Raw genomic sequence first — 14,536 nt, forward strand, 5'->3', positions numbered from 1 at the left:
CGGTGTCGAATAGATCGAGCTGCAACTGCGCCGATATGTCCATAGTAGATCTGAAGTGTTGACGCCGATGGTTTGGCCATGCAGTACGTTCCTCAGGCTCCGAGCAATCGAGAGTCTTCAGTTGATAGAGCCATTCTGTCGTCGACACTGACTCCTCGGACCGAGGAGGGCTCCTGTCCTACCGCAAGTGCGGGCCGTTCCCCTAACCCTTGCGAGGAAGACAATGGACCACCCGTGCAACCCGGAGAATCTTGCCCGTAAATTGAGGCCGCCTCCTAGTCGCAACGCTCCAAGTGCGGCGACTCCGAAGGCTGAGGATCTGAAAAACTGCGAACCTGCGTCTGCAGCGGAACCGCACGCCGGGCCCGTTTCTGGACACCCGAGCGAAGGGGACAAAACGGGTCTTTCCGCCTCTGCGCCCCCTTCTCCGCCCTTCGCAGCGCCGGACACGCCATCCCCTCCGCCGCCCGGTGACGGAGCCAGCGAGGTCTCCCCGGCCTCTCCCGAGCAGGACCCGGTGCTGCAGGCTTTGCACGCGGCGGAGCTCTACTGGCACGCCCTTGGTAAGGGAGAGCACAGAGTAAGCTGCCCGTGGGCAGAGGAGCACCCTGAAGGGCCTCTAATCCGCGCGGTCTATCGTGAACCGGGCGCCGCATATCCGTTAGGCCAGTTTCGCTGTGTTCACGCACACGCCGAACGGCGCGACATCACGAGTCTGCTGAAACACCTGAAGCTCCCGGTACCCGACGGAACCGATCCGCAACTGGTCGCGGTGTCTCCGGAGGGACGCGCAGCCGAAGACGCACCGAAGAATCCACTTCGACGGTTCAGTCTGCGGGGTAGGGCAGACGAGATGGAAGCGGCCGCGGCGGACACGAAGCCTTTGTTGGGCCGGTTCGTCGTGCGGGGTCAGGCGACCATGATCTACGCCGAGCCGAATGCCGGTAAGACGTTGATCGTTCTGAATCTTTGTCTGGACGCCATCGCCCGTCGCGTCATCGACCCTGACAACGTCTACTACATCAATGCGGACGACAGCAGCCAAGGGGTCGCAACCAAGTTGCGGCTCATGCAGGACGCGGGAGCGCACGTGCTGGTCCCCGGCTACGGACCGTTCAAGACGCACCATTTGGCCGAGATGCTGGACCAAGCGGTCGCCCAGAGAACGGCGCTTGGAACGCTCGTTATCATCGACACCTACAAGAAGTTCACCGACCTGATGGACAAGCGGCGGACCAGCGTCCTCAACCAGGTCTGTCGTCAGTACGTCATGGCGGGCGGCACGGTCGTCGCTCTCGGCCACACCGCGAAGAACCCGAATGCAGACGGCACGCCTCGTTACCAAGGCGGGACAGACGTTCTTGAGGACTTCGATGCCGTCTACGTGGGCCGGCCGATAATTCCGAAGGCAGGCGCTGACGAAAGGGTCGTGAAGTTCACGAGAATCAAGTGTCGCGCCGACAGTCCGGAAGACGTCGCCTACGCCTACGCCACCACCCGCGGCATCGGCTATGACGAGAAGGTCGCCTCAGTCCAGGCGGTCGATCCGGACGACTATGCCGCCTATGCCACCTACAACGGCCAGGTAGGTGAGGGTGAGATCATGGCGGCCCTCATGCGGCTCATCAGGTCCGATGGTGCCGTCGGCAAGATGGAGTTGGCGAGAGCAGTTGCAAAGGAGTGCGCTGTTTCCCAACGGGTCGGGCTCGACGTGCTGAACAGGTACACCGGGACCGTGCCCCGTGAGCACCTCTGGACCTTTGAGACAGGCGCTCACGGCCGTCGAACCTACCGGCTGATCGACCAAGCCAAGCCAAGCCCCTGAGTCCCCCAAGGGGCGCAGGTTTTCAGCTTTGCAGTTTGGCGGCGCCGCTCGCGGGCGGATCGGGCGCCGGCGCGAAACTGGCATTACGGGGCGTTATCCCGGGCTGGCCCGTCCCGCCCCAGAGCCGCCCGCCTGGGGGCGCTCACACCGCCCTAACCGGGCCCCATGCCCCCGCGTCCTGAGCGACCCCTCCGCCCCCCCTGGGGCCCTCTTCAAGACCCCCATCACGGCCGCGCCCGTCGCGGCTCCGCCGGCGCTCGCGCGCCGAACCCTCAAAACCGAAAGGAGGCACAAGATGCCTAAGGCAAAACTCGACCATGCGTTTGTGTTCGCGGCTCAATGCGAGCCCGGCAAAAAGAAGACTGATTGGTACGATACGACCGTCACCGGTTTCGTGCTGGAGTGCCGCTGCAGTGGCGGCCGCACCTACTACCTCCGCTATGAGGACGCTGCTGGAAGGCAGAAGCAGCACAAGATCGGCCGCTATGACGACATCACCTTCTCAGCCGCACAGAAGGCGGCCCAAAGGCTGCGCTCGGAAGTCGTCCTCGGCGGCGATCCGGGAGCAAAGAAGGCTCTCGCGAGGTCCATTCCCCTGTATCGGGAACTGGCGGAGATGCACCTCGCCGACGCCAAACTCCACCAGCGCTCCTACACCACCACGGAGATGTATGTGCGCCGCCACATCCTGCCGAAGTGGGGCAGGACCCGGCTGACCGAGGTCGACACCCGTGCCGTGGCTCAGTGGCTCAGTGACAAGCGGGCCGAGGGGCTAGCGCCGGCCACCGTGGAGAAGATCAGGGTCATCTTCGGCCGGTCGTTCGAGCTGGGCTCGCGTTGGGGCGTACCAGGCTCCGACAAGAACCCGACGCGCGGCGTTCCCCGCAAACCCCTGAACAACGCGCGTGAACGCTTCCTGTCGGCGGAGGAGGCGGGCCGGCTGCGCGAGGCCGTGGCGGCGTCCAAGAACAAGCAGCTCAAGCACATCGTCGGCCTGTTGCTGCTGACCGGCGCTCGGGTGCGGGAGCTGCTGGACGCCAAGTGGGAACACGTCGACGTCGAACGGCGCATCTGGCTCATACCGACGAGCAAGACGGGCAAGTCACGGCACGTCCCGCTTTCAACCGACGCCTTGGAGGTCGTGGACGCCTTGCCGCGCTTTAAGGACTGCCCCTGGCTGGTGCCCAACCCGGACACCCTCAAGCCCTTCGTGTCCGTCAAACACGGCTGGCAGGGGGCGATAAAGGCGGCCAGGCTGCGGGGCTTGCGGATCCACGATCTGCGGCACTCGGCGGCGTCGTTCATGGTCAACAGCGGCGTAGACCTGTTCGCGGTCGGAAAGGTGCTGGGCCACGCCAGCTACCAGTCGACCCAGCGCTACTCCCACCTCGCGAACGACACCCTGCTGGCGGCTGTCGAGGCGGGCGCAGCCAAACAGAAAGTAGCCTGACCAAGGACGAAAACCACCAACGCGACCGAGCCTCCGCGACCGCCGTCGCGGGGGCTTTTTTCTGTCAGAAACGGAGGTAACCCATGCCCATCCACCAACACCCATCAGCGGCCGTTCGAAAGAGACCGCCGCCTCGGCCTAGGCGGGTGCAAACAAGCTTAGCCCTATCTCCCCGCAGCGCCTTAAGGTCGACCTCAACGGGGGTGCATCATGAAGCTTGAGGATATCCAGAAGGGGAAGGTCGTCGCCGGCGTCGTCCCCGGCAAGCTCGTAAAAGTCGTCGCGGCGGAGATGCGCGGCTCCGATGAGCTGGAACTGGTCTACAGGGCCGACGGCGTGGTCAGCCAGCGACGGCTCTCTCGCGCGGACGAGGACGGGTTGGTGCTCGCCTCAGCAGCGCGGTGGTCGCCGAAGCTCAGTCCGGGGATCATCGCTGCACTAGCGATGTTGGTCGGAGCCGTCGCGGTGCACCACTTCTGGCCTGCGTCGGGTCTCCATCTCTGGTCCAAGTCCCGCTCCGGCACGAACGGCCCGGCCAGCAATGACATCCCCATTGTAATCCGGACCGACGGCGGAATGCTTGAGGTTGCAAACGTCAAACACCGCCGAACCTTCAACCTGACCAACGTGCTGACCGTTGCTGGCATCTCGGTCCCGTTCTGCAAAGCGACCGCGTCCTACACGGTCGATACACGCATCACCTATCGCGTGAGGCTGGCCCGATACTGGGGCGCGTTCTACCACGATCAGCGCCTTGAGATCTGGGCTCCCCGGCTTGAGCCCGCGTTGCCGGTGGCGTTCGACACGTCAAAGATGATGACCACCTTGAACGAGTGTCCATTTATTCCGCGTGGCACGCAGGACGATGTTCTTCGTCTCGTCAGCGCCCAGTTAGAGAAGGATGCGTGGAGTCCCCAGTATGTTCAGCTCGCGCAGAATGGTGGTGCGCGGGACACCGTCCGCGAGTTCGTGCGGAAGTGGCTGATCAACCAGAAGGGCTCCGACATCCCGCGGGGTACGCCGATCGGCGTCAACTTTCAGCCGTGAGATTTTGACGGGCACCGGCTGGCCGGCAGCAGCATCATCACCGCGGTGAAAGCGGGCTGAGCAGAATACGTATGTCTAAGCTTGGCCCCTCACCGCCTGCATCACAAAGTCGGAGGTGAGGGCGCTTAGCGTCTGTGATTAGTTGAGGCCTAACTCTTTTACTTGTGCTTCGGTCAGGCAATTGTACTTTATCTTATTGGCCCAAAGAGATCCTATCGACCCCTCCAAAACTAGCGCTTTTTTACCGAACTTTCTGCAGTGATCTTGCGCAGATTTCTGAATTATGAGCTGGTTTGCCACTTCCGGGTGAAATTCCACTAAGTATTCTGCTTCGTCTGCCTTTTGGATTGTCACGCCGCCAGAGGTTACCGTGCTGCATCCGCACAATGCGGCAAACAAACCTACCCATAGTATCTTCATCTCAAAAGCATCCTCCCCACTTTTTAACTGCTCCCGCCGGTCCGGTTCCGGGATTGACCTCGACGTGACTGGATGGCATTGCGCCATGCTCGGTCGGCAACATGCAGAGCCTCTCATCCTACGGCCAAGGTTCGCAGCTTGCTAGGCGGCTTGGCCGAACTGGGGGAAGCACAACGCGAGGCCGCTGTGGTCCCATCGCGGGATATTGCGAATGTGGTTGGGTCCAGCGCTCACGGAGCTCCGGTTCGCAGCAAAAGAGCCGACCCGCCTCTAAGCGCCGGTTGTGGGTAATCACCCGTAGCGACGATCTTTTGCGTCGAACGCAACACCGGTAAATCTCCACAACAACGGGCGACGAGCGCATGTCGCCAGGATTTTGGGGGCTCGGGTTGAGCGGCATTCGAGGATTTCGATTTGCGTGAGCGAGAGTACCGCCGGCTGCTGGCCGACCGCCTCGGGGCGGATAGCGTCAATAGTTATGTCGCGAACTGCAGACGTGTGGAACGGGAGCTCGCGATCAATCTGGATAACGCCGACCTGAGCGACGCCGGGATCGCGGCGCTTGTCAGTCGGCTGCGTGGCTCCGGCATCCCCGACAAGAGCGTCAACAACTGCCGCTCGGCGCTCAGGGCGTATGCCGAACTCGGCACATCCTATCAGGCTGCGCCAAGCGCCCCTCCCGCCGCACGCGGACCCATGACGATCACCCGGGAGCAGCGGGAGAGCTGGTCGGCGGGAACCGCCTCTAGCCCGTTCAACAGCTGGCTTGCCGACCGGGTGCGGGACGCGCAAGGCCAACTCGATCTGGACCGGCTGCACGACCTCGCGGCCGAATACGGGGTGGACCGGCGGCAGGAATACCGGAACCTGAACCCCGGCCAACAACGGATGAGCCTGGGGAACATCCTCCGACGACTCGTGCCCAAGTCCGAGTACGACGGCCATTCACCCGCGGCAGCGGCGCCTTCCGCGGAGCCGCGGCAAGCCCAAATCGGCGAGAGCGCGCCGGACGCGCAGCAGGTGACCGCGCCGGATCGGAAGGCCCCGGCGCTCGAAGTCGAAGCGCCGCGGCGGGAGTCGGTGCGGCAGGCCTCGGTCGGCGAGCTGCTCGGTCTATACGGCGAGATCATGGACGAGCTGCGCGCGCGGAGCGTCGTTCGGACCGGCAACTCGCCGGTCGGCGACTATGCCGAGCTGCTCTTCGCGGAAGCTTTCGGGTGGTCATTGGAAGCCAATTCGGCCTCCGGCCATGATGCGACTGACGCTGGTGGACTCCGCTACCAGATTAAGGGCCGTCGTCTAAGCAGCCTGACCGCTTCCCGTCAGCTCGGGGCCATTCGCCGGTTGCACGACCACACCTTCGATTATCTGGCCGCGGTGCTTTTCGACGCTCGGTTTAAGGTTCTTCGCGCGGTCGTCATACCGCACGACATCGTGGCGGCTCGCGCGCGCCGTAGCGACCATACGAACAGCTGGACATTCCTCCTCGATGACAGGGTCTGGGGCGACAAGGGCGTCCGCGACGCGACGGCCGACCTCGCCGTTGCGGCATCGCGGCTGTAGGCTCTCCACTCTTAGCGACCTCAGCGAGCAGGTGGCGACGCTCGGGCTCTAAGCGTACCGACCTTCACGCGCTTGCGGGAGGCACGTGCCAATACTCCCCGGACGTCCACGCTTCATCCGACCGGACGTCAGCATCACTTAGCCACCTGGAGCACCCGCATCTTGCTCCAGGAGGTTTCCCCTGGCCGCTGGAAGTCCCAGAACCGCCACCCATTGACGTTCGTATGAGTGATGGCGCTCGCCGCGTCCGAGGGACTTTTACGAACAATGCCGTCTTCCCCTACCCACTGGCCGTTTTTGATCTCGGCGTGGTAGGCGCGGCCCTTGTAGGTTACGCGGAATTTTGTGCCTTCGGGGAACTCTAGGCCTTGCATGTAAACGCTCCCGCGGTCGGGGCTGCGAGGCACGAGGCGCAGCGGTTCCCGCTCCGACGGGAGCCCAAGGAGTTCGCGCAGCACGTCATTGTAAGTGGTGCTCTCGTCCTTGCGCCGCGTCGTCAGCGCTTTGAACACATCGAAGTCGATCTCTATCGAAGCCACGCCCTCATCTCCCTATCCAATTCCTCTCCGCATAGTGAGAATAGTGAGACAGATAGTCAATAGCGATTCTTGTTGGCCCCATACATCCCCAGCACCGGCCATGGATCGGAGGCGGGCATTTGCGGCCCTAGCCAACCCAGAGGTGCTCGCACCTGGCGAATCCTACTTTGCTCGCACCGCAAAGGCCGGCGCGGCAAAATAGGCGTCCTGATCCAGGTTGGACGCCCAGCTTGTGGCAGCGTGAGGCTGTCGTGTTGGTGGGGGTTCGTTCCCGGTGTTGCGACGGAAGAGCGTGCTTCCAACCATCGCTTGAGCGTCATCAGGTGAGAAGTCCCAGAACGCGCTCTCAAACTCAGGAAACTTGGTGGGCCGAATGGGAAGCGCGCCCCGGCGTATGACGTGGACCGAGCACATCAGGCGAGGCCCTCCTGACGAACGGCCTCTCGCGACCCGTCGTAAAGGCCGTAGGACCATCCTCCGACCGCGAAGTCATACTCGTACTTCCAGAAGCTGGTCCCAACCACCCGATCATCGCCGGGGGGGCTGAGAGTGACTAGGCAAGCGCAAGAAGGGCCGCTGTAACGTAAGCTGCACCTTTGACGCTGAGGACGTACGGTAGTCGCGAGGTGGGGCACCCGATGAACAAACAGAAGCGCGCGACAGGGTTAATCATGGCCCTCGCCGTGTCCGTCGCGACGAGGGGCGTGGCAGCGCCATTGGTGAGCCAGGCAGACTGGGAGTCACTGAGCGAGCACGAGCTGCCCCTGGCTCAATCAGCGTTCGACATCTCGAAGCTAAGACTTGCCGAATCAGAGACTCAACGGGGCGAGTCTCCATGTCTTTTGTCTCTTTACGCTCGCGTCGAACTTATGAGAGCTGAGTTTGAACAGCTTCAGGCTGCCCTCCGCGTGGGGAGCGACTTGAAGCACCCTGAGGCAGAACCTGGCGTCAGTCATGATGTGGCCTTCGGCACGAGAAGCGCGCTCTTGAAATTCAAGAGCGATGCGGCCGCACTTTCCCTGTTGGGGATGAGGTGCGACGCCGATCCGCGCGTCCTTCGCCACGTGGCTGAACTCAAGCGCATTGCTGCCGCCATAAGCGCGAGCGCAACATCTATCCTGGGCAGAATGCATGCTCCTTAGGGCGCGCGGCCTACCTCGTGATCGGGACACCAACTGGTGTGTGCTTCGGGTTCTCGCGCCTGGATAGCAGCCTCCATAGCGTCGGCCTCGGCTTGCTCATGCCCTGTGATCGGGTTCTCGATGAGACGCGGCGCGCGCCTTAGATTTGGAGTTCTTGCGCGCATGGCCTTCAGCTCGGCTTCGCTGGGGGTTTCGCCGAGCTCAGCGATCCCGCCTTTCAGCTTCCTTGCCGGAAGCGGACTCGACGACAGAGCTCGGCTTGCGACCGAGCCGATGTCCGTGCCTAGCCGGGCGGAATTGATCCCGGTGACGCCGGCGGTCGCAGGTATAGCGCAGGTTGGAATTTCGGCTCGATCCCAGCGAAAGCGCCTCCGGTAGGACACGGTTGGAAAATGCGCTTCTGTCGTTCTGGGAAGAGCCTGGGTAGTGGCGGTTGTCGGTCTCCGGATGCGCGCTAAGCCGCAGTAAGCTATCGCTTTTCTCCGCTCGCGTGACTCGAGTTCGTAATGCGGGGGTCAGGTGTTCGAGTCACCTAGGCGGCACCATCGTTTCAATGACTTGGCGGGAATTGTGATGCTACCCCGCCGCCGACAGCGGGCTGCGTAGGCCGTGGCTCGAGCCGACGGCTAGGCAGGATGCGCCGTCAGCTCCTGATGCGCCTCGGCGCGGTGGGGGCGCAGCCGGAAGGCCAGCATCAGCAGGGTGACCCCGTAGACCAGGGCGTAGGCGGCGATCCACCAGGTCAGCACCAGGGCGCCGGCCAGGGGCGCGATCGCCAGCAGTATGCCGACCGCCACCGACAGGATCCCGGAAAATCCCATCCACCAGCGGCCGTGGTCGTGGCGCAGCCTCACGGTCGCGGCCACCGCCAGCGCGCCGGAGACGATCGCCCAGGCTGCGATCAGATAGACGAAGGTGAGCGCGGCGATGCCCGGCATCAGCACGGCGGCCGCGGCGGCCAGCAGGCTCGCCACGCCTTGCAGCAACAGCAGGCCCCACCGCTCGCGGGTGCGCGCCGCGCGGACCGCTGAGACGATGGCGAAGATCCCGTCGATCAGCATGTAGGCGGCGAACACCAGGACCAGCGAGAGCAGGGCTACGGTGGGCGTGAGCAGAGCGATGATGCCGAACAGCACCGCGCAGACGCCGCGCAGCCCGACTGCCCACCAGTTGCGGGCCAGCAGTCCGCTCAGGGCGTCGGAGCGCGGATCGATGCGGGAGATGTCTTGCGTATTGGTCATGGCCGTCCCTCGGAGGAATTGAGTGCGAGGCGCGCACTCGTGTCCTCGCGCCCCGCACGGGGTTGCGTCAGTGCGCCTGGGCGCCGCCCTCACCGGCGGCGCTCTGCTCGCGCCGGCCGACCTGCACGCGGCGGCTGCGGCCCTGGCCTTGGGCCTTCGGGATGATGATCTCCAGCACCCCGTTTTCGAGGTTGGCCTGGATGCTCTGCGGGTCGGCCGCCGCCGGCAGGCGCAGCGTGCGCTGGAAGACGCCGAACAGCCGCTCGGTGATGTGCTGGTCGGCCCTCTCGACGTCGCGTTCCTCCTTCTTCTCCGCGCGGATGGTCAGTAGGTCGTCATCCACATTGACCTCGACGTCGTCCTCGGAGACGCCGGGCAGCTCCACCGAGACGCGGAACGCGTTGTCGGTTTCGCGAACGTCGAGGCGGGGCGCCATCAGGGCGCCCTGGCCGGCGGCGCCCTGCGGCGCGCCCCGGGCGACGTCGTCCAGCAGGCGGCTCATCTCCCGCTGCATCATCATGAACGGGCCGGCGGCCCAGCCGGGATCTTCGGTGAAGCGGAAGGGCGTGGGCAGGTTTCTCGCCATGTCAGGTCTCCATAGGTTTGAAGGGGCGGGCGGGTCGGGTCGATCGCGGTCGCTCCGTTGGGCCGCCCAGGCCGGCGGGTCGCTGGCCGGAAAGGACTCCTGGAGCGCTTCGTCCACAGGGTCGAAATCAGGCTGGCCGGAAACGTCGTCGAGAGGACGCCTGGCCATCGCTCAGGCGCCCGGCTGCGGCCGGTCCTCGGAGGTCGCGGGACGGGACGGCCGCCCGTCCTCCGCGGCGGGGGCCGTCGCCTTGGCCGCCGTCCGTGAACCCTTCCGCGCGCGCCCGTCGCCGGAGGCCGCCTCCCGCCGCTGCGGCTCCAGCACGACCCGATGCTGCGCCTGGTCCCAGCGGGCGATCACCCGGTCGCCGTCGTGGACGACGTCGGCGAGCATCTCGCGGGCCAGCTCGGTCTCCAGCGTCGAGCGGATCAGGCGGCGAAGCTCGCGCGCCCCGAACTCCGGCCGGTAGCCCTCGCGGGCGATGTACTCGACGAGCCCGGGGTCGATCTCCAGCTCGACGCCCTGGGCGCGAGCGGTGCGGCGCACCCGGTCGAGATGCAGCTCGACGATCTCGTGGATCTGCTCGCGGGTCAGCGAGTGGAAGACGATGATCTCGTCGATACGGTTGAGGAACTCCGGTCGGAAATGCATCCGGAGCGTCTCCATCAGCTCCTCACGGTTCTTGGTCGGATCGGCGGCGTCGCCGGTTTCCTGCCGCAGGCGGCGGGAAATCACGTCGGCGCCGACATTGCTGGTGGCGATGATGATCGCGTTGGTGAAGTCGACCACCCGGCCCTTGCCGTCGGTCAGGCGGCCGTCGTCGAAGACCTGCAGCAGGATGTTGTGCACGTCGGGATGGGCCTTCTCGATCTCATCCAGCAGGATCACGCTGAACGGTCGGCGGCGGACCCGCTCGGTGAGCTGGCCGCCCTCCTCGTAGCCGACGTAGCCCGGAGGGGCGCCGATCAGCCGGGACACGGTGTGGCGCTCCATGTACTCGCTCATGTCGATGCGGATCATGGCGTCTTCCGAGCCGAAGACCTGTTCGGCCAGCGCCTTGGCGAGCTCGGTCTTGCCGACGCCCGTGGGTCCCAGGAACAGGAAGTTGGCGATCGGGCCGCGGCCTTCGCGAAGGCCGGCGCGGGCCAGCCGAACGGCGTCGGCGACCGACTTCACCGCCTCGTCCTGGCCGACCACCCGCCGGTGCAAGGCCTGTTCGAGCTGGGTCAGGCGCTGGCGTTCCTCGGTGGTGAGCTCGGAGACCGGCACGCCGGTCAGCTTCGAGACGATCTGCGCCACGTGCTCGACCCGCACCTCGGCGGCGCCGGTGCCGAGGCTTCGGCGCCATTTGTCCTGGGCCTCCTGCAGCTCCTTGGTCTTGGCCTCGTGCTGTGCGCGCAGATCGTTGGCCTTGTCGGTCTGCTTGCGCGACGTGGCGTAGTCGAGCTCGCGCTTCAGCGTGCGGGCCTCGGATTCAAGGTCCTGCACCTCCACCGGCCGGGCGCTGGAGGATATCTTCACCCGGGCGGCGGCCTGGTCGATCAGGTCGATCGCCTTGTCCGGCAGAAAGCGGCCGGTGATGTAGCGCTCGGAAAGCTCGACCGCGGCGACGATGGCCTCGTCGGTGATCACCGCCTTGTGGTGGGCCTCAAGCGTATCGCGCAGCCCGCGCAGGATCATGATCGCCTGCGCCGTGGTCGGCTCGGCCACCAGCACCGGCTGGAAGCGCCGTTCGAGCGCGGCGTCCTTCTCGATGTGCTTCTGGTACTCATTGAGGGTGGTCGCGCCAATCAGGTTGAGCTCGCCGCGCGACAGCGCCGGCTTGAACACGTTGGCGATGTCCAGCCCGCCCTCGCCGCCGCCGGATCCGGCGCCCACGATGGTGTGCAGCTCGTCGATGAACAGGATCAGCTCGTCCTTGTGGTCGGCCACTTCCTTGAGCACCGCCTGCGCACGTTCCTCGAACTCGCCGCGGTATTTCGCGCCGGCGACCATCGAGTTCACCGACAGCTCCACCAGGCGCTTGTCGCGCAGGGCCTCGGGCACGTCGCCGGCCAGGACGCGCTGCGCCAGGCCTTCGACGATGGCGGTCTTGCCGACCCCCGGCTCGCCGATCAGCACCGGATTGTTCTTCCGGCGCCGGGCCAGGACCTCGATGGTGGTCTCGATCTCGCCGTTGCGGCCGATCACCGGGTCGAGCTTGCCCTCGCGGGCGAGGGCGGTGAGGTCGCGGGAGTACTTGTCCAGGTTGGGCGTGTTGGTCGGCCGGTCGACGGCGCCTTCCTCGGCCCCGCGTCCCACCACCTTGATCACCTGCTGGCGAAGCGCCTGGCCGGTGAGGCCGAGCTGGCGCAGGACGTTGCCGGCTATGCCCTCGCCCTCCTCGGCAAGGCCGATCAGGAAATGCTCCGGGCCCACATAGGAATGGTCAAGCTCCCGGGAAACGGCGAAGGCGCGGCCCAGCGCGCTCTTCACGCGCGGGGTGACGCCGATCTCCTGGGACTGCTGATCGCCGGCGTCGCCGCGGGGCGCCTCGCGCTCCAGGTGCTGGCGAAGCTCGTCCGGCTGCACGCCGAACTGCTGAAGCACCGTGCGGACCACGTCGGAGTCCAGCAGCGCCATCATCAGGTGCTCGGTGTCGACCTCCCGGCGCCCGTACTCCGAGGCGCGGCGCGCGGCGGTCTGCAGCAGGTCCTTGGCGTGTTCGCTCAGGCGGTCCTCGAACTCGCCTGCCCGCGGAGCCGTCCCCCGCCGCCCGGAACCGCCGACCGGAACCTGGCCGCCGGCGCCGTCCGGGTCCGAGGCGTCGCGGCCAGGGCCGCCGCCTCGGCCGATGCTGCCGCCGCCGCCGAAAAACGGGTCGCTGCCGAACATCTCGTCGAAGAGGCTGCCGCGCCGACCGAACAGGGATTCCATCGGCGAGGACGCGCGCTGGCGCGCGGCCAGGGTGCGATAATCCACCTCGCAGACATTCAGGACTTCGCTTTCGCCGTTGCGGGTCACCCGCACGCGCACGCTGGCAGGTCGAACCCCGCAGATGTCGCATAGCTCGGCCATGACGGATGTCCTTCTGCTGGTTACTGAGGTCGGGTGGGCGGAACCGTGGGCCCGCGCGCCCGGGGCGGCTGGAATGAGCGCTCGGCTTCAGCCGTCCGCATCCGCGGCTCGCCGTCGTCGCGGGTGGGAATCCGCCGGAAGCCGGCCTCCAGGATCAGCACCGAGCGGCCGCGGCAGGCGATCAGGCCCTTCTCGCGCAGGGCGCTGAACGCCCGGCTGACCGTCTCCGGCGACAGGCCCAGGTAGTCGGCGATGTCGTAGCGTGACATCGGCAGCTCGATACGGCCGGCCGAGCCCGTGCGCTGGGCGATGTCGATGAGGAAGTCGGCGACCTTGTCGACGGCGTTGGCGCGCGTCAGGAAGTGCAGGCGATCGGCGGTGCGGTCGCGGCTGAGCAGCAGCCACCACCACATGGCGTCGGCCGCGCGCATGTCCTCGTCGGCCAGCGCCTGCAGCTGCGCACGGCCGCAGCGCACCAGGCGGGCGTCACAGACGGCCTCGGCGCTGCAAAGGTGCAGCTTCTCCCGCTCCAGCCCGAAGATTTCCCCCGGCAGGTGGAAACCGTGGATGATGCGCCGGCCGTCGCTGGTGTGGCTCAGGGTCCGCACCGCGCCGACCACCACCTGGTAGACCGATTGGGCGGGATCCTCCTGGGCGTAGATCACGCCGTCGCAGGCGGTCTGGATTACACAGCCTTCGACGACGAACGGCGTCCCGCGTGGCGGGGCCAGGACAAGGTGCGACGGCCGGATCGGAGCCTGGGCCAGGGCGGGTTGCGGTTCAAATGACATCGGCCTGCCTGAAGGGGCGGACACCTTCCCCCGGGCGGGCAGGCTTGGCACTCCGGACAGTCCCTCAGGAAGCTACCGCACGCGGCGACTGACGCCCGTCAGTGCGTCGGCGGCCCCCGGCCTCAGGCTCCGAGCGCGCGTCGGAGCCCCCGCGCCGGACGCCGAATCCATCGGAGGGATCATGAGAAGCGATCAGGACATCAAACAGGATGTGGAGCGCGAGCTTCGCTACGATCCTGACATCGACGCCACCGACATCGGGGTGGCCGTGAAGGACGGCGTGGTGACGCTCGCCGGCTTCGTCCACAGTTATGGAGACAAGTGGGAGGCCGAGCGCGAGGCGAAAAAGGTGATCGGCGTGCGCGCCGTCGCCAATGACATCGAGGTGCGGCTGCCGGCCGTCGACGTCAGGGCCGATCCCGAGATCGCCCGCGACGTGGCCCGGGAGATCAAGCTGTTCCTGCCGCTCGCGGCCGACGACATCAAGGCCACCGTCCGCAGCGGCTGGGTGACCCTGGAGGGTCAGGTGGAGTGGAACTTCCAGGGCCAGCGGGCCGAGCAGGCGGTGCGGCGCGTCAGGGGCGTGAAAGGGGTCAGCAACCTGGTCACGGTGAAGCCCAAGGTCGAACCCGGCGAGGTGCGCCGGCAGATCGAGGAAGCCCTCAAGCGCAACGCCGAGGTGGACGCCAGGAACATCACCGTCGAAGCCAATGGCGGCGAGGTGATCCTGAAGGGCCGCGTCCGCTCGTGGGCCGAACGCACAGAGGCGGAGCGGGCCGCCTGGCGCGCGCCCGGCGTGCGGCGGGTGGACAACCAGATCATCGTCGACGCCCTGGTCGCGGCCTGAGCCGGCTCCGTGGGAGGCGCGTGGCGCT

At 66.0% G+C, this 14,536-nt stretch carries 12 protein-coding genes; 6 read left to right on the forward strand and 6 right to left on the reverse strand.

What is annotated here, in order from left to right; translation table 11 throughout:
* Positions 1-853: 853 nt before the first annotated feature.
* The 3 genes from DJ021_RS18835 to DJ021_RS07055 all read left to right on the forward strand — a co-directional run bounded on the left by DJ021_RS18835 (position 854) and on the right by DJ021_RS07055 (position 4,322).
* A complete protein-coding gene (locus DJ021_RS18835) occupies positions 854-1,825 on the forward strand; it encodes an AAA family ATPase (RefSeq protein ID WP_165837136.1) in 972 nt (323 codons plus the stop codon).
* 295 nt (positions 1,826-2,120) lie between these two features.
* On the forward strand, positions 2,121-3,275 hold the full coding sequence (locus tag DJ021_RS07050) for a site-specific integrase (protein WP_111456868.1): 1,155 nt from the start codon (positions 2,121-2,123) through the stop codon (positions 3,273-3,275).
* 210 nt (positions 3,276-3,485) lie between these two features.
* Positions 3,486-4,322: a hypothetical protein gene (locus DJ021_RS07055; protein WP_111456869.1), complete on the forward strand. Its 837-nt coding sequence runs from the start codon at positions 3,486-3,488 to the stop codon at positions 4,320-4,322.
* Positions 4,323-4,460: 138 nt separating this feature from the next.
* On the opposite strand, the gene DJ021_RS18670 is transcribed toward DJ021_RS07055, so the two are convergent.
* Positions 4,461-4,742: a hypothetical protein gene (locus DJ021_RS18670; RefSeq protein WP_133254960.1), complete on the reverse strand. Its 282-nt coding sequence runs from the start codon at positions 4,740-4,742 to the stop codon at positions 4,461-4,463.
* Between the two features lie 414 nt (positions 4,743-5,156).
* Between DJ021_RS18670 and DJ021_RS19075 the strand changes: the two genes are divergently transcribed.
* Positions 5,157-6,305, forward strand: a complete 1,149-nt coding sequence (locus DJ021_RS19075; RefSeq protein ID WP_207801786.1) for a hypothetical protein — start codon at positions 5,157-5,159, stop codon at positions 6,303-6,305.
* A gap of 134 nt (positions 6,306-6,439) precedes the next feature.
* Here the strand turns inward: DJ021_RS19075 and DJ021_RS07065 are convergent, their stop codons facing one another.
* Positions 6,440-6,844 carry a hypothetical protein gene (locus DJ021_RS07065; RefSeq protein WP_111456870.1) on the reverse strand — a complete coding sequence of 135 codons (405 nt, stop codon included), beginning with the start codon at positions 6,842-6,844 and terminating at the stop codon, positions 6,440-6,442.
* Between the two features lie 638 nt (positions 6,845-7,482).
* Here DJ021_RS07065 and DJ021_RS18675 point away from each other — a divergent pair.
* On the forward strand, positions 7,483-7,986 hold the full coding sequence (locus DJ021_RS18675; protein ID WP_133254961.1) for a hypothetical protein: 504 nt from the start codon (positions 7,483-7,485) through the stop codon (positions 7,984-7,986).
* Between the two features lie 626 nt (positions 7,987-8,612).
* Here the strand turns inward: DJ021_RS18675 and DJ021_RS07070 are convergent.
* The 4 genes from DJ021_RS07070 to DJ021_RS07085 form a co-directional block, all read right to left on the reverse strand.
* Entirely contained in the window at positions 8,613-9,227 is a 615-nt protein-coding gene (locus tag DJ021_RS07070) for an HdeD family acid-resistance protein (RefSeq protein ID WP_111456871.1), read from the reverse strand.
* Between the two features lie 67 nt (positions 9,228-9,294).
* Positions 9,295-9,813, reverse strand: coding sequence for an Hsp20/alpha crystallin family protein (locus tag DJ021_RS07075; protein ID WP_165837137.1), 519 nt, complete (start codon positions 9,811-9,813; stop codon positions 9,295-9,297).
* 171 nt (positions 9,814-9,984) lie between these two features.
* Positions 9,985-12,870: an ATP-dependent Clp protease ATP-binding subunit gene (locus DJ021_RS07080; RefSeq protein ID WP_111456873.1), complete on the reverse strand. Its 2,886-nt coding sequence runs from the start codon at positions 12,868-12,870 to the stop codon at positions 9,985-9,987.
* 20 nt (positions 12,871-12,890) lie between these two features.
* Entirely contained in the window at positions 12,891-13,661 is a 771-nt protein-coding gene (locus DJ021_RS07085) for a helix-turn-helix domain-containing protein (protein WP_111456874.1), read from the reverse strand.
* A gap of 181 nt (positions 13,662-13,842) precedes the next feature.
* On the opposite strand from DJ021_RS07085, the gene DJ021_RS07090 reads away from it, so the two are divergent.
* Positions 13,843-14,508, forward strand: coding sequence for a BON domain-containing protein (locus DJ021_RS07090; RefSeq protein WP_111456875.1), 666 nt, complete (start codon positions 13,843-13,845; stop codon positions 14,506-14,508).
* Positions 14,509-14,536 lie beyond the last annotated feature (28 nt).

The organism is Phenylobacterium hankyongense (assembly GCF_003254505.1).
GTDB classification, from domain to species: Bacteria; Pseudomonadota; Alphaproteobacteria; order Caulobacterales; family Caulobacteraceae; genus Phenylobacterium; species Phenylobacterium hankyongense.

Excerpts from the sequence above, each read along its gene's own strand:
- DJ021_RS18670 (WP_133254960.1), bottom strand. The coding sequence starts at position 4,742 with ATGAAGATACTATGGGTAGGTTTGTTTGCCGCATTGTGCGGATGCAGC.
- DJ021_RS18835 (WP_165837136.1), top strand. The coding sequence starts at position 854 with ATGGAAGCGGCCGCGGCGGACACGAAGCCTTTGTTGGGCCGGTTCGTC.
- DJ021_RS18675 (WP_133254961.1), top strand. The coding sequence starts at position 7,483 with ATGAACAAACAGAAGCGCGCGACAGGGTTAATCATGGCCCTCGCCGTG.
- DJ021_RS07050 (WP_111456868.1), top strand. The coding sequence starts at position 2,121 with ATGCCTAAGGCAAAACTCGACCATGCGTTTGTGTTCGCGGCTCAATGC.
- DJ021_RS07055 (WP_111456869.1), top strand. The coding sequence starts at position 3,486 with ATGAAGCTTGAGGATATCCAGAAGGGGAAGGTCGTCGCCGGCGTCGTC.
- DJ021_RS07075 (WP_165837137.1), bottom strand. The coding sequence starts at position 9,813 with ATGGCGAGAAACCTGCCCACGCCCTTCCGCTTCACCGAAGATCCCGGC.
- DJ021_RS07090 (WP_111456875.1), top strand. The coding sequence starts at position 13,843 with ATGAGAAGCGATCAGGACATCAAACAGGATGTGGAGCGCGAGCTTCGC.
- DJ021_RS07085 (WP_111456874.1), bottom strand. The coding sequence starts at position 13,661 with ATGTCATTTGAACCGCAACCCGCCCTGGCCCAGGCTCCGATCCGGCCG.
- DJ021_RS07070 (WP_111456871.1), bottom strand. The coding sequence starts at position 9,227 with ATGACCAATACGCAAGACATCTCCCGCATCGATCCGCGCTCCGACGCC.
- DJ021_RS07080 (WP_111456873.1), bottom strand. The coding sequence starts at position 12,870 with ATGGCCGAGCTATGCGACATCTGCGGGGTTCGACCTGCCAGCGTGCGC.